Here is a 12,746-nt window from a genome sequence, read left to right as displayed (position 1 = left end):
AAAATAAACTAATAATATAAAAAATATATTAAGTATAGAGGGTTGTATCGGTGTGGTGGGTGGGTGTGCGGGGGGGGGGGCGCCCCCCCCCCCCAACAGACCCAGCTGTAACAAACGTGGACCCAGAGCACGACGTGCAGCCGGTAAAGACTTCACCAGTGAAACACAGAGCAGGTTTTTAGGAGCGCTGTAATGCCCGAGATAGACATCTATCACTTTTTCCAACAGCTGGTTAATGGCATGACCATTGGCAGCACTTATGCCTTGATCGCCATCGGTTACACCATGGTTTACGGCATCATCGGCATGATCAACTTCGCCCACGGCGAGGTGTACATGATCGGTTCCTACGTGGCGTTCATCGCCATCGCGGGCCTGACGATGATGGGCCTTGGCAGCTTGCCGCTGCTGATCACCGCTGCCTTCGCCGCGAGTATTGTCGTAACCAGTGCCTATGGTTATGCCATCGAGCGTGTGGCCTATCGGCCATTGCGTGGCAGTAACCGGTTGATCCCTCTTATTTCCGCCATCGGCATGTCCCTTTTCCTGCAAAACACCGTATTGCTTTCGCAGGACTCCAAGGACAAGTCGATTCCCAACCTGATTCCCGGCAACTTCGTGTTCGGCTCTGCCAGCACCCATGAAGTCGTGATCTCGTACATGCAGGTGCTGATTTTCATCGTGACCGTGGTCGCGATGCTCGGCCTGACCTGGTTCATCTCCCGTTCTCGCCTGGGTCGCGCCTGCCGTGCCTGTGCCGAAGACATCAAGATGGCCAACCTGCTGGGTATCAACACCAACAACATCATTGCCCTGACCTTCGTCATCGGTGCAGCCCTGGCGGCCATTGCTGCCGTGCTGCTGAGCATGCAATACGGCGTGATCAACCCCAACGCTGGCTTCCTGGTCGGTATCAAGGCGTTCACCGCTGCGGTACTGGGCGGTATCGGCAGCATTCCCGGCGCCATGCTGGGTGGTCTGGTACTGGGCATAGCCGAGGCATTCGGCGCTGACGTTTTCGGCGATCAGTACAAGGATGTCGTTGCGTTCAGTCTTCTCGTATTGGTGCTGTTGTTCCGGCCGACCGGCCTGCTTGGCCGTCCGGAGGTTGAAAAAGTATGACCAAGAATCTCAAGTCGGCGTTTTTCAGCGCCTTGCTGGTGCTGGCTGTCGCCTATCCGGTGCTGGGACTGAAACTGGAAATCGTCGGGGTAAACCTGACGGTCATTGGTGCCAGTACCACAACCGTGACGATCATCCTGGCCTGTGCCGCGCTCATGTTCGTGCGCGTGCTGTTCCATGAGCAGATATCGGCCGCCTGGCGCTCGTCGCCAAGTCTGCCGAGCGTACCGTCCAAGGCCAGTAACTTCCTGACACTGCCGAGCACACAGCGCTGGATCATTCTGGCTCTGGTAATGGTCGCGCTGGTCTGGCCGTTCTTCGGCTCCCGTGGCGCGGTGGATATTGCGACACTGATCCTGATCTACGTGATGCTGGGCCTGGGCCTGAACATCGTGGTCGGTCTGGCCGGTCTGCTGGACCTGGGTTATGTCGGCTTCTATGCCGTCGGTGCCTACAGCTACGCCCTGCTCTCGCACTACTTCGGCCTGGGTTTCTGGATCTGCCTGCCGATTGCCGGGCTGATGGCTGCGCTGTTCGGGTTCCTGCTGGGCTTCCCGGTACTGCGTCTGCGCGGTGACTATCTGGCCATCGTGACCCTGGGCTTCGGTGAAATCATTCGTCTGCTGCTGCGCAACATGACCGAATTCACCGGCGGCCCGAACGGCATCAGCAACATTGAAAAACCAACGTTTTTCGGCCTGACGTTCGAGCGCAAGGCGGCTGAAGGCATGCAGACCTTCCACGAGTTCTTCGGCCTGACCTACAACTCGATCAACAAGGTGATCTTCCTCTATCTGGTTGCCCTGCTGCTGGCTCTGGCCGCGCTGTTCGTCATCAACCGCCTGCTGCGCATGCCTATCGGCCGTGCCTGGGAAGCGTTGCGTGAAGACGAAATCGCCTGCCGGGCTCTGGGCCTGAATCCGACGGTCATCAAGTTGTCGGCCTTCACCCTGGGTGCTGCGTTCGCAGGTTTCGCCGGTAGCTTCTTCGCCGCCCGTCAGGGTCTGGTGACGCCGGAGTCCTTCACCTTCATCGAATCGGCAATCATCCTGGCCATCGTCGTCCTTGGCGGCATGGGCTCGCAGCTTGGTGTCATCCTCGCTGCCATCGTGATGATCCTGCTGCCCGAGTTGATGCGTGAATTCAGCGAATACCGCATGTTGATGTTCGGTGCCATGATGGTGCTGATGATGATCTGGCGTCCTCAAGGTTTCCTGCCTATGCAGCGCCCTCACATGGAGCTGCGTAAATGAGCCGTCCATTACTGCAAGCCTCGGGTCTGAGCATGCGCTTTGGTGGCCTGCTGGCCGTCAACGGCGTTGGCCTGACCGTCAATGAAAAGCAAGTCGTGTCGATGATCGGCCCCAACGGTGCCGGCAAGACCACGGTCTTCAACTGCCTGACCGGGTTCTACAAGCCGACCGCGGGCACCATCCTGCTCGATGGCGAGCCGATCCAGGGCCTTGCCGGCCACGAGATCGCTCGCAAAGGCGTGGTCCGTACCTTCCAGAACGTGCGTCTGTTCAAGGACATGACCGCCGTGGAAAACCTGCTGGTCGCTCAGCATCGCCACCTGAACACCAACTTCCTGTCCGGCCTGTTCAAGACCCCGGCGTTCCGCAGAAGCGAACGCGAGGCCATGGACTATGCCGAACACTGGCTGGAAGCAGTGAACCTCAAGGAGTTCGCCAACCGGCCAGCTGGCACTCTGGCTTATGGTCAGCAACGTCGTCTGGAAATCGCCCGCTGCATGATGACCCGTCCGCGCATCCTGATGCTCGACGAGCCGGCAGCCGGCCTGAACCCCAAGGAAACCGAAGACCTCAAGGCACTGATCGGCGTGCTGCGTAACGATCACAACGCCACGGTATTGCTGATCGAGCACGACATGAAACTGGTCATGAGCATTTCCGACCATATCGTGGTGATCAACCAGGGCACGCCTCTGGCCGACGGCACACCACAAGAGATCCGCGACAATCCTGAAGTGATCAAAGCCTACCTGGGGGAAGCGTAAATGCTGCAGTTTGAAAACGTTTCCACCTTCTACGGCAAGATCCAGGCGCTGCACGACGTCAACGTCGAAGTACGCAAAGGCGAGATCGTCACCCTGATCGGGGCCAACGGCGCGGGCAAGTCCACGCTGTTGATGACCCTGTGCGGATCACCTCGCGCCCACAGCGGCAGCATTCGCTACATGGGCGAGGAACTGGTGGGGCTGGAATCCTCGATCATCATGCGCAAGAGCATCGCGGTCGTGCCGGAAGGCCGTCGCGTGTTCGCACGCCTGACGGTCGAAGAAAACCTGGCCATGGGCGGTTTCTTCACCGAAAAGGGTGACTATCAGGAGCAGATGGACAAGGTTCTGCACCTGTTCCCTCGTCTCAAGGAGCGCTTCACCCAGCGCGGCGGCACCATGTCTGGCGGCGAACAGCAGATGCTTGCCATCGGCCGTGCGCTGATGAGCAAGCCCAAGCTGTTGTTGCTGGACGAGCCGTCGCTGGGCCTGGCACCGATCATCATTCAGCAGATTTTCGAGATCGTCGAACAACTGCGCCGTGATGGCGTGACCGTGTTCCTGGTGGAGCAGAACGCCAACCAGGCCCTGAAAATCGCCGACCGCGCCTACGTTCTGGAGAACGGTCGCGTGGTGATGCAGGGTTCCGGGGAAGAGCTGCTGGTGGACCCGAAAGTCCGGGATGCCTACCTGGGCGGTTGATCTTTGGGTGTGGGAGCGGATTTATCCGTGAAGCTTCGCGAATAAATTCGCTCCCCCCCTCACAGCCCTTGTGATGAGGCGGCAGGCTGAGTAACGTGGCGGCTCTTATCTGGAGGCCTCCTCATGTCCGCTGTTCGTTCCGCCTTTGTATTCGCTCTCTTGCCGCTGTTCGCCGGGTGCCAGATGCTCGGGCTTCCACTGGGCAAGTCGCAGGATGCGCCCAAGGTGTCTACCGCTGGCATGATCCGCATGCAGGGCGACCTGACCGGTGAAAACGGGCAGTTGCTGTTCAAGCCATGCCATGAGCAACGTCGCTACGTGGTCAAGGATCGCGGCAACACCGGTATCCTTCAGGAAGCCGCCTCGCTGGCCGACAGCAAGGGCCAGGTGTTTGCCGATCTGCGTGGCAACTTCGTTGCCAGCAAGGCCGTCAACAGTGACGGGCAAGTGGACCTGTATCAGTTCTATCGCGTCGAACGTCCCGACCAGTCCTGCGAAGACCTCAACTTCAAGCGCCTGACCTTGCACGCCAGCGGCAACAAGCCTGCCTGGAACGTCAATGTCGGCGGCAAGGGCATGGTTCTGGAACGTGAGGGTCAGGAAGCGCTGGCCTTCCCCTATCTTGAAGAACAACTGCCCGATGGCAGCTTCAGCGTCAGTACCGAAGCCAACAATCAACGCATCGAACTCTGGGTGACGCCTCAGCGTTGCGTCGACAGCGTCAATGGATCGGTGCAGCACCTGTCGGCCGAACTGCGCGTCAACGGTCAGACCCAGCGTGGCTGCGGGTATTACGGTGGTTCGCGTAACGATTGATGCGGCATCGGGCCAGCCGACTCGCCGTGACAGGGGTTCAGCGCTTATAATCGCCGGTCTTGTAGTGCTGTCGGGCTGAACCTGCGGCCCGAAAACTGGACCCCTTAATGTTACGAATCACCGAACTCAAGCTGCCGATCGATCACCCGGACGAAGACCTGCGCGCTGCCTTGTTGCAGCACCTGGGTATCGACAGCAGCGAACTGCTGGACTTCACCCTGTTCAAGCGCAGCTACGATGCGCGCAAGAAGTCCTCCGAGCTGTTCTTCATCTACACCATCGATTTCCAGGTGCGCGACGAAGAAGCCCTGCTGCGCAAACTGGCCAATGACCGCCATGTCGGCCCGGCGCCGGACGTCAGCTACAAAGTCGTGGGCCATGCTCCTGCGGATCTGAAAGAGCGCCCGATCGTGGTCGGCTTTGGCCCCTGCGGGATTTTCGCGGGCCTGCTGCTGGCACAGATGGGCTTCAAGCCGATCATTCTTGAGCGCGGCAAGGAAGTACGCCAGCGCACCAAGGACACTTGGGGCCTGTGGCGCAAGAAGATCCTCAACCCGGAATCCAACGTGCAGTTTGGCGAAGGCGGCGCCGGGACCTTTTCCGACGGCAAGCTCTACAGCCAGATCAAGGACCCCAAATTCCACGGTCGCAAGGTTCTGCACGAATTCGTGAAAGCAGGCGCACCGGAAGAAATCCTCTACGTCAGCAAACCCCACATCGGCACCTTCCGTCTGACGGGCGTCGTTGAAAACATGCGTCAGCAGATCGAAGCCCTGGGCGGCGAAGTGCGCTTCCAGCAGCGTGTCACCGACTTGCTGATCGAAGATGGCCAGTTGCAGGGCGTAGAGCTGGACAGCGGCGAACGCATCGAGTCGCGCCATGTGATTCTGGCCCTGGGTCACAGCGCCCGCGATACGTTCCGCATGCTGCACAGCCGTGGCGTGTACATGGAAGCCAAGCCGTTTTCGGTGGGTTTCCGTATCGAGCACCCGCAATCCCTGATCGACCGTGCCCGCTTGGGCAAGTATGCCGGTCACCCGAAACTGGGCGCTGCCGATTACAAGCTGGTGCACCACGCCAGCAACGGTCGTTCGGTGTACAGCTTCTGCATGTGCCCTGGCGGTACTGTTGTGGCGGCGACCTCCGAGCCAAACCGGGTGGTCACCAACGGCATGAGCCAATACTCGCGTAACGAGCGCAACGCCAACTCGGGCATCGTGGTCGGCATTACCCCGGAAGACTATCCGGGCAGCCCGCTGGCCGGGATCGAGCTACAGGAACGCCTGGAATCCCACGCCTTCCTGATGGGTGGCAGCACCTACGAAGCGCCTGCGCAACTGGTCGGCGACTTCATTGCAGGCAAGGCTTCCACCGAGCTGGGCAGCGTCGAGCCGTCCTACAAGCCAGGCGTAAAACTGATGGACCTGGCTGACGCCCTGCCCGCTTACGCCATCGAAGCCATTCGCGAAGCATTGCCTGCGTTCGACAAGCAGATCAAAGGCTTTGCCCAGCATGATGCGATCCTGACCGGCATCGAAACCCGCACCTCCGCCCCACTGCGCATCACCCGCGGTGCAGACATGCAGAGCCTGAACGTCAAAGGCCTGTACCCGGCAGGTGAAGGTGCCGGTTATGCCGGCGGCATCCTGTCGGCAGGCGTGGACGGTATCCGGATTGCCGAAGGGCTGGCACGCAACATGTTGGGGATTGAATAAAATCCATCCGCTGCAGGATCGAATTCATTCGCAAACTCTTCGCGAATGAATTCGATCCTACAAGCCTGCTCGCAGCACACCCTCGGGCAAGGCCTTGCCTTGCTCGGCACAGGCTGCAATACCCTCGATCAGTCCCGCCAGTTCATACCCCTGAGCCTTGAGCCAGGCCTCATCGTAATACGTGCTGGCATAGCGCTCGCCGCCATCGCACAAAATCGCCACAATCGAGCCCTTCTCTCCCGCTTCGACCATCTGCCGGGCCGCCAGCAGCGCGCCGATCAGGTTGGTGCCGCTGGACCCGCCGACCTTGCGCCCCAGTCGCCGGGCCAGGTAATGCATGGCCGCCAGCGACAAGGCGTCCGGCACCTTGACCATGGCATCGATGACATTGGGCAGGAACGAGGCCTCGACACGCGGCCTGCCGATACCTTCGATGCGTGACCCGCACTCCAGACGCAAGCTGGCATCGCCACTGCGGTAATAATCGAAAAATACCGAGCGCTCGGCATCGGCACACAGAACACGTGTAGGGTGCTGGCGATAACGAACGTAGCGCCCCAGGGTTGCGGTCGTGCCGCCCGTGCCTGGGCTAGAGATCAGCCAGCTCGGTTCTGGATGCTTTTCAAAACGCAGTTGCTGAAAGATCGACTCGGCAATGTTGTTGTTCGCCCGCCAGTCAGTAGCCCGCTCGGCATAGGTGAACTGATCCATGAAATGCCCGCCGGTTTCCCGCGCCAGTCTTTCGGACTCGGCATAGATTTGCGTCGGGTCCTGGACCAGATGGCTCTTGCCGCCATAGAAGGCAATCTGATCGATCTTGGCCTGGGAAGTACTCGCCGGCATGACCGCCACGAACGGCAAGCCCAGCAAACGGGCGAAGTAAGCCTCGGAAATCGCCGTGGAGCCGCTGGACGCTTCGATAACCGGCGCTCCGGCCTTGAGCCAGCCGTTGCACAGCGCATACAGAAACAACGAACGCGCCAGACGATGCTTGAGACTGCCGGTGGGGTGACTGGACTCGTCCTTGAAATAAAGCTCCACGCCGGGTAGCCCGGGCAGTGGCAAGGGAATCAGGTGAGTATCGGCGCTGCGCTGGAAGTCGGCTTCGATGATGCGAATGGCTTCACGGGACTAGGGGCGGTTATCGATCATTTACTGACTTCTCTTTCCAAAATATCCGGAAGTTACATAAAGATAATGAGAACGCGATTTTAGGAAATACCCTACAACCAAAACAGGCACAGTTAGGAATTAATAAGTTACATAATTGTTAGACTTCAAAGGCTGCAAACGGGCCGTTACCTTTAGAACCAAAACGAATATAACTTTTGTTTTAACCCTTGCAGGTAAACGGTAGGGTAGCGGGCTTTTCCTTGAAGACCATGGAGCATAACCGCACCGATGCGAAATACGATCATACGTTTCTTTCAACTTGAGGCAGCAGGCGGTTTGCTGCTGATCGCTGCTGCTGCGCTGGCACTGATTATCAACAACTCCCCGTTGTCGTGGCTGTACAACGAATTCCTCAATATTCCGGTAGTGGCACAGATAGGCGCGATAAAAATCGCCAAGCCGTTGTTGCTGTGGATCAACGACGGCTTGATGGCCCTGTTCTTTCTGGTCATCGGGCTTGAAGTCAAACGCGAAGTACTTGAGGGGCATCTGTCCCGCCCCTCACAGATAGTGCTGCCCGGCGCAGCAGCCATTGGCGGCATGGTCGTTCCGGCACTTATCTATTACGCACTCAACAAGGACGACCCGACAGCCTTGGGCGGCTGGGCCATTCCCATGGCCACCGATATCGCTTTTGCCCTGGGTGTTCTCGCGCTGCTCGGCAAGCGCGTGCCGGTATCGCTCAAACTGTTTCTCATGACCCTCGCCATCATCGACGACCTCGGCGCGATCATCGTCATTGCATTGTTTTATTCGGGAGAGCTGTCGAACCTGTCGCTGATATTAGCCGGTGCCGCCATCCTGGCCCTGATCGTGATGAACAGGCTCGGCGTGGCAAAGCTGGGGCCTTATCTGCTGGTCGGTCTGGTGCTCTGGGTGTGCGTACTCAAAAGCGGCGTGCATGCGACTCTGGCAGGCGTGGTGCTGGCATTCTGCATACCGCTGCGCATCAAGGAGGTAAAGGCTTCACCGCTACTGAGCCTGGAACATGGGCTGCACCCGTGGGTCGCCTATGGAATCCTGCCGCTCTTCGCCTTTGCCAATGCCGGTGTTTCGCTGACTGGTGTCACTCTGGACAGCTTCACGCATCCAGTACCGATGGGGATTGCAGCAGGCCTGCTACTGGGCAAGACGCTGGGGGTATTCGGGCTGACCTGGCTGGCGATACAGACCGGTATGGCGAAACTGCCGAACGAGGCGAACTGGGGGCAGGTACTGGGCGTTTCGATCCTGTGCGGTATCGGCTTCACCATGAGCCTGTTCGTCGGCTCACTGGCTTTCGAGTCCGGCACGAGTGATTACGCGGGTGTGGACCGCATGGGCATTCTGACCGGCTCCATACTTTCGGCATTGATCGGTTATGGCGTCATGCTGATGTCTAGCAGGCAACCCAGGCAATAACCGCCATAACGAGAAAACCCGAGCCAGGCTCGGGTTTTCTTTCACAGCATGAAAAACAGATCAGTGCGTCACACGGCTCGTGCCATTGACGGTCATGATGCGAACACGCTCGCCCACACGGAAAATCTCGTTTTCCTGAACCTGCTGTACATAGGCACGCATGCTGCCGTCGTCTTCACGCACGGTGATTTCGACACCCTGAGTACGGGTCAGACCTTCTTCAGTCATGGAACCGAGCAAACCACCAGCAACCGCACCGACTACCGCAGCAACCACGCTACCGCGCCCGCCGCCGATGGCGCTACCGCCCACACCGCCGACAATTGCACCGGCACCTGCGCCGATTGGCGTCTTGGTGCCTTCGATTTTGACAGGTCGCAGAGATTCGACAGTACCCAGGCGAACGGTCTGTACAGTCCTGGCTTCGTCACGGGAGTAGGAATCACCGGTGAGATTCGAGGTACAGCCGCCCAGTGTCAGTGCCATCGCTGTGAACGAGGCGACCAGAAAAGCAGACTTGCGCATAAAGGCATCTCCAAAGGAACAAGTGGCCATTAGACTCCGCGCCATCGGCGCTGTCACTGCCCTGCTCCTGCAATTTAAGTTCATTCAGGCGTCATACAGCGACGTGCCATGTAACGCTATGATGATCTGGTAACAGGATAATTCCCGCCTTAACCTTTAAATAAAAGCTCAGGGCGCCAAACGCTCACGTATCCATTGATCGTCTATCAAACGATAGTTCAAACGATCATGCAAACGGCTTGGACGTCCCTGCCAGAATTCGATCCGCTCAGGTAAAAGACGATAGCCGCCCCAGTGATCCGGGCAATGCGGCTGTGTATCGAGAAAACGCTGCTCCGTCTGTTTGATCATGCCTTCAAGCTGCGCACGATCGGCAATCACCCGACTTTGCGGCGATGCCCAGGCGCCCAGACGACTGCCCAATGGACGAACCTGGAAATACGCATCTGACTCTTGCGCACTGACCTTGACCACGCGCCCTTCAATACGCACCTGACGCTCCAGGGTCGGCCAGAAGAAGGTCATGGCTGCAAATGGGCGAGCAGCCAGTTGCTGCCCCTTGGCGCTGTCGTAGTTGGTGAAGAACGTGAAGCCCAGAGTATCCAGCCCCTTGAGCAGCAGAACCCGGCAATGCGGACGCCCCTCCTCGTCGACTGTCGCCAGCGTCATGGCATTGGCTTCTACAGGTGCCTGCTCGGTCTTGACCGCTTCGTCGAACCATTTGTGGAACAGGGCAAAGGGTTCATCGGGAGCCTGCGCTTCGGTCAAACCATCGCGAGCATAATCACGGCGCATATCGGCCAGGGCTTGGGTCATGACAGGGTTCCTTCACCGAAATAATGCGAAGTCTGACCCGCTCACTCCCCTTCGGGAATGATACGGGTCAGCCAGACGATCAGTTGCTGGCCTGATCGCCGGTTTTCTTGGCTACGGTCTTGGCAGGAGCATCCTTGGCCGCAGTAGCTTTCTTGGCTGGCGCCGTGGCTTTGGCGGGCGCAGCTTTCTTGGCGGTGGCAGCCTTCGCAGGTGCAGCCTTCTTGGCCGTATCTTTCTTGGCAGGAGCCGCTTTCTTGGCGGGTGCTGGCGGGACAACAGGCTTGACGTCCTGAGTAGCGACCATGGTGGGCGCAGTCGGTGGCACGACATACTTGCTCATCAGCGCAACCATGGTGTCCTGCGGCGTCAGCAGGATTTCCACCCGACGGTTGAGCGAGCGACCCTGAGCGCTGTCGTTGGCAGCACGCGGCATCACGGCCCCCATGCCACGCAGGCTCAGGCGATTACGCTCCAGACCACTGAGGCGGAAGATCGCAGCAACGGATTGCGCCCGCTCCTGGCTGATTTTCTGGTTGGCAGCCATGACACCCGAAGTGTCGGCATGACCAAGAACCAGTACGGCAGTCTTGGGGTCACCTTCGACGAGCTTGGCCAGACGAGTGATAGGGCCGAGGGTCACTGGCAGCAACATGGCCGGACGGTCAGGGTTGAACGAGGTATCGACCGGCGCGGTAATGGCCAGCAGGTCTTCACGTCGCTCAAGCTCGAACGGGCTGTCCTTGATCGCCGCACGCAGGCGCGGCTCGTACTCGTCGAGCCAGGCCTGGGTGACTTTCGGATCGGGCATCGGCACGGCTTTAGGCTCGTCCTTCTTGCTATCGCTGCTACCGAACGGCCAGTACCACGGGTTGCTCTTTTCAGTCTTGGCGAGGGAATCAACCACAGCCGCCTTTTGAGGAGCCGGGGCAGACGCCGGAGCAGGAGCTTTTGCTACATCATCCGCTGGAGCATCCTTGCCAAAACCAAACTGCCACCAATGGCTGCCCGTATCGGCAACATCGGCAGAATCGGTTTTAGGGGTTTGGGCACAGCCAGTGACGGCAATACACAGGGCGAGAACGAGACTTTTATTGGATAACATGGATGACCCACAGCAGTATTGATGACAAGGGACGTAGGGACTTGGCTACGTCCGTATAACACGCATAAAGACTCAGTTGGAAAAAGAAACCGTCGTACGGTTCCTCTTACACCTCATTAACTGACAGTCGGTATGAAACAAGCACTTATGAGTGATAGTTACTGCAAACACTCACGCAGTGTCCTGACCAGTTTTTGTGCACGGGGGTCCATCAGCACATAAGGCCCCAGCGTGTGAGTGACAAAGCCGAAAGCGACCTCGTAATCGGGATCGGCAAAGCCCACTGAACCGCCTGCTCCCGGATGCCCGAATGCTTTCGGCCCCAGGCCATAAGTGGCGTTGGGCACATTGGGCTGGTCGAGCATGCAACCCAGGCCAAAGCGCGTGGAAGTCATCAGGGTCTTGTCCTGACCGACGCTGTGCTCGCGAGTCAGCTCATTGAGCAGTTCAGCTTCAAGCAGGCTGCCATCGAGCAGGCCACTATAGAAGCCGGCAAGGCTGCGCGCATTGCCATGGCCATTGGCAGCCGGTTGCTGCATGCGGCGCCATTCGGGCTTGTTGGTGCTGGTCATGATCGACGGCGGATTGGTGAAAGCCTTGGTGGCGATGGCGTCAGGCTCGCGCATGAGTGCTTGCAGCAGGCGCTGGGCAGCGTCGTCCCCCATATTCCCCTTGCTGCGAGCGATATGCGCCACCCGGTCGAATTCCTCGTCGGCCAGCCCGATATGAAAATCGAGCCCGAGAGGCCGTGCGATGCGGGACACGATGGACTCACCCGGCCCACGACCGTCGGCGCGACGCAACATCTCGCCCACCAGCCAGCCATAAGTGATCGCCGCATAACCATGCCCTTGGCCAGGAACCCACCAAGGCTGTTCGGCCGCCAGGGCTGCGGTCATGGTGTCCCACTCATAAAGGGCGGTTGCGGGCAGTTGCTCGCGCAGTGCCGGCAGACCAGCCTGATGGCACAGCAACTGGCGCAAGGTGATCGAGCCCTTGCCTGCGGCTGCAAATTCGGGCCAGAGCCGGGCGACGGGCTCATCGAGTTTCAGCTTGCCTTCATCCACCAGTTGCAAGGCGGCAACGGCAGCAAAAGTCTTGGTGCAAGAAAACAGGTTGGCAATGGTATCGCTGTGCCAGGCCTGGGTGCCGTCCTTGTCGGCGGTCCCCGCCCAGAGGTCTATGACGGTTTCGCCACCGACCTGAATGCACAACGCCGCGCCACGCTCCTGCGGGTCGTCGAAAAGCGCGGCGAAAGCTTCACGCACTGCTTCAAATTTAAGCTCGAAATAGCCCTGAATCTGCACCCGCTGGCTCCCACAAGACTGTTGCCTGAAAAGGCGTGCATTGTTTCAGC

General features: G+C 58.9%; 12 protein-coding genes. 7 read left to right on the top strand and 5 right to left on the bottom strand.

Annotated features, from left to right (window positions below):
* The first annotated feature begins 192 nt into the window (after positions 1-192).
* The 6 genes from livH to Q6A51_RS13065 all read left to right on the top strand — a co-directional run bounded on the left by livH (position 193) and on the right by Q6A51_RS13065 (position 6,372).
* A complete protein-coding gene (livH, locus tag Q6A51_RS13090) occupies positions 193-1,122 on the top strand; it encodes a high-affinity branched-chain amino acid ABC transporter permease LivH (RefSeq protein WP_025261446.1) in 930 nt (309 codons plus the stop codon).
* Positions 1,119-2,375, top strand: coding sequence for a high-affinity branched-chain amino acid ABC transporter permease LivM (locus tag Q6A51_RS13085; protein WP_201000068.1), 1,257 nt, complete (start codon positions 1,119-1,121; stop codon positions 2,373-2,375). The genes livH and Q6A51_RS13085 overlap by 4 nt, the downstream gene beginning before the upstream one ends.
* Positions 2,372-3,139, top strand: coding sequence for a high-affinity branched-chain amino acid ABC transporter ATP-binding protein LivG (livG, locus tag Q6A51_RS13080; RefSeq protein WP_201000069.1), 768 nt, complete (start codon positions 2,372-2,374; stop codon positions 3,137-3,139). Before Q6A51_RS13085 ends, livG begins: the two co-directional genes overlap by 4 nt.
* Positions 3,140-3,841 (top strand): ABC transporter ATP-binding protein, encoded by a 702-nt coding sequence (locus Q6A51_RS13075; protein ID WP_201000070.1) that lies wholly within the window; start codon positions 3,140-3,142, stop codon positions 3,839-3,841.
* Between the two features lie 123 nt (positions 3,842-3,964).
* Positions 3,965-4,657: a COG3650 family protein gene (locus tag Q6A51_RS13070; RefSeq protein WP_201017321.1), complete on the top strand. Its 693-nt coding sequence runs from the start codon at positions 3,965-3,967 to the stop codon at positions 4,655-4,657.
* Positions 4,658-4,764: 107 nt separating this feature from the next.
* On the top strand, positions 4,765-6,372 hold the full coding sequence (locus Q6A51_RS13065; RefSeq protein ID WP_304574955.1) for an NAD(P)/FAD-dependent oxidoreductase: 1,608 nt from the start codon (positions 4,765-4,767) through the stop codon (positions 6,370-6,372).
* A 57-nt stretch (positions 6,373-6,429) separates the two neighbouring features.
* On the opposite strand, the gene Q6A51_RS13060 is transcribed toward Q6A51_RS13065, so the two are convergent.
* Entirely contained in the window at positions 6,430-7,491 is a 1,062-nt protein-coding gene (locus tag Q6A51_RS13060) for a PLP-dependent cysteine synthase family protein (RefSeq protein WP_304574961.1), read from the bottom strand.
* Between the two features lie 282 nt (positions 7,492-7,773).
* On the opposite strand from Q6A51_RS13060, the gene nhaA reads away from it, so the two are divergent.
* Entirely contained in the window at positions 7,774-8,946 is a 1,173-nt protein-coding gene (gene nhaA, locus Q6A51_RS13055) for a Na+/H+ antiporter NhaA (RefSeq protein WP_304574954.1), read from the top strand.
* 60 nt (positions 8,947-9,006) lie between these two features.
* Here the strand turns inward: nhaA and Q6A51_RS13050 are convergent, their stop codons facing one another.
* The 4 genes from Q6A51_RS13050 to Q6A51_RS13035 form a co-directional block, all read right to left on the bottom strand.
* Positions 9,007-9,471: an outer membrane lipoprotein gene (locus Q6A51_RS13050; RefSeq protein WP_201000075.1), complete on the bottom strand. Its 465-nt coding sequence runs from the start codon at positions 9,469-9,471 to the stop codon at positions 9,007-9,009.
* Positions 9,472-9,639: 168 nt separating this feature from the next.
* Positions 9,640-10,287 (bottom strand): pyridoxamine 5'-phosphate oxidase, encoded by a 648-nt coding sequence (pdxH, locus tag Q6A51_RS13045; RefSeq protein WP_201017324.1) that lies wholly within the window; start codon positions 10,285-10,287, stop codon positions 9,640-9,642.
* A gap of 79 nt (positions 10,288-10,366) precedes the next feature.
* Positions 10,367-11,389, bottom strand: coding sequence for an OmpA family protein (locus tag Q6A51_RS13040; RefSeq protein ID WP_201017325.1), 1,023 nt, complete (start codon positions 11,387-11,389; stop codon positions 10,367-10,369).
* A 158-nt stretch (positions 11,390-11,547) separates the two neighbouring features.
* On the bottom strand, positions 11,548-12,696 hold the full coding sequence (locus tag Q6A51_RS13035) for a serine hydrolase domain-containing protein (protein WP_201017326.1): 1,149 nt from the start codon (positions 12,694-12,696) through the stop codon (positions 11,548-11,550).
* Positions 12,697-12,746: the final 50 nt, after the last annotated feature.

Source organism: Pseudomonas serbiensis, from assembly GCF_030580745.1.
GTDB lineage: Bacteria > Pseudomonadota > Gammaproteobacteria > Pseudomonadales > Pseudomonadaceae > Aquipseudomonas > Aquipseudomonas serbiensis.
Note: the sequence above shows the minus strand (reverse complement) of the source record. Positions and strands in the feature narration are given on the sequence as shown.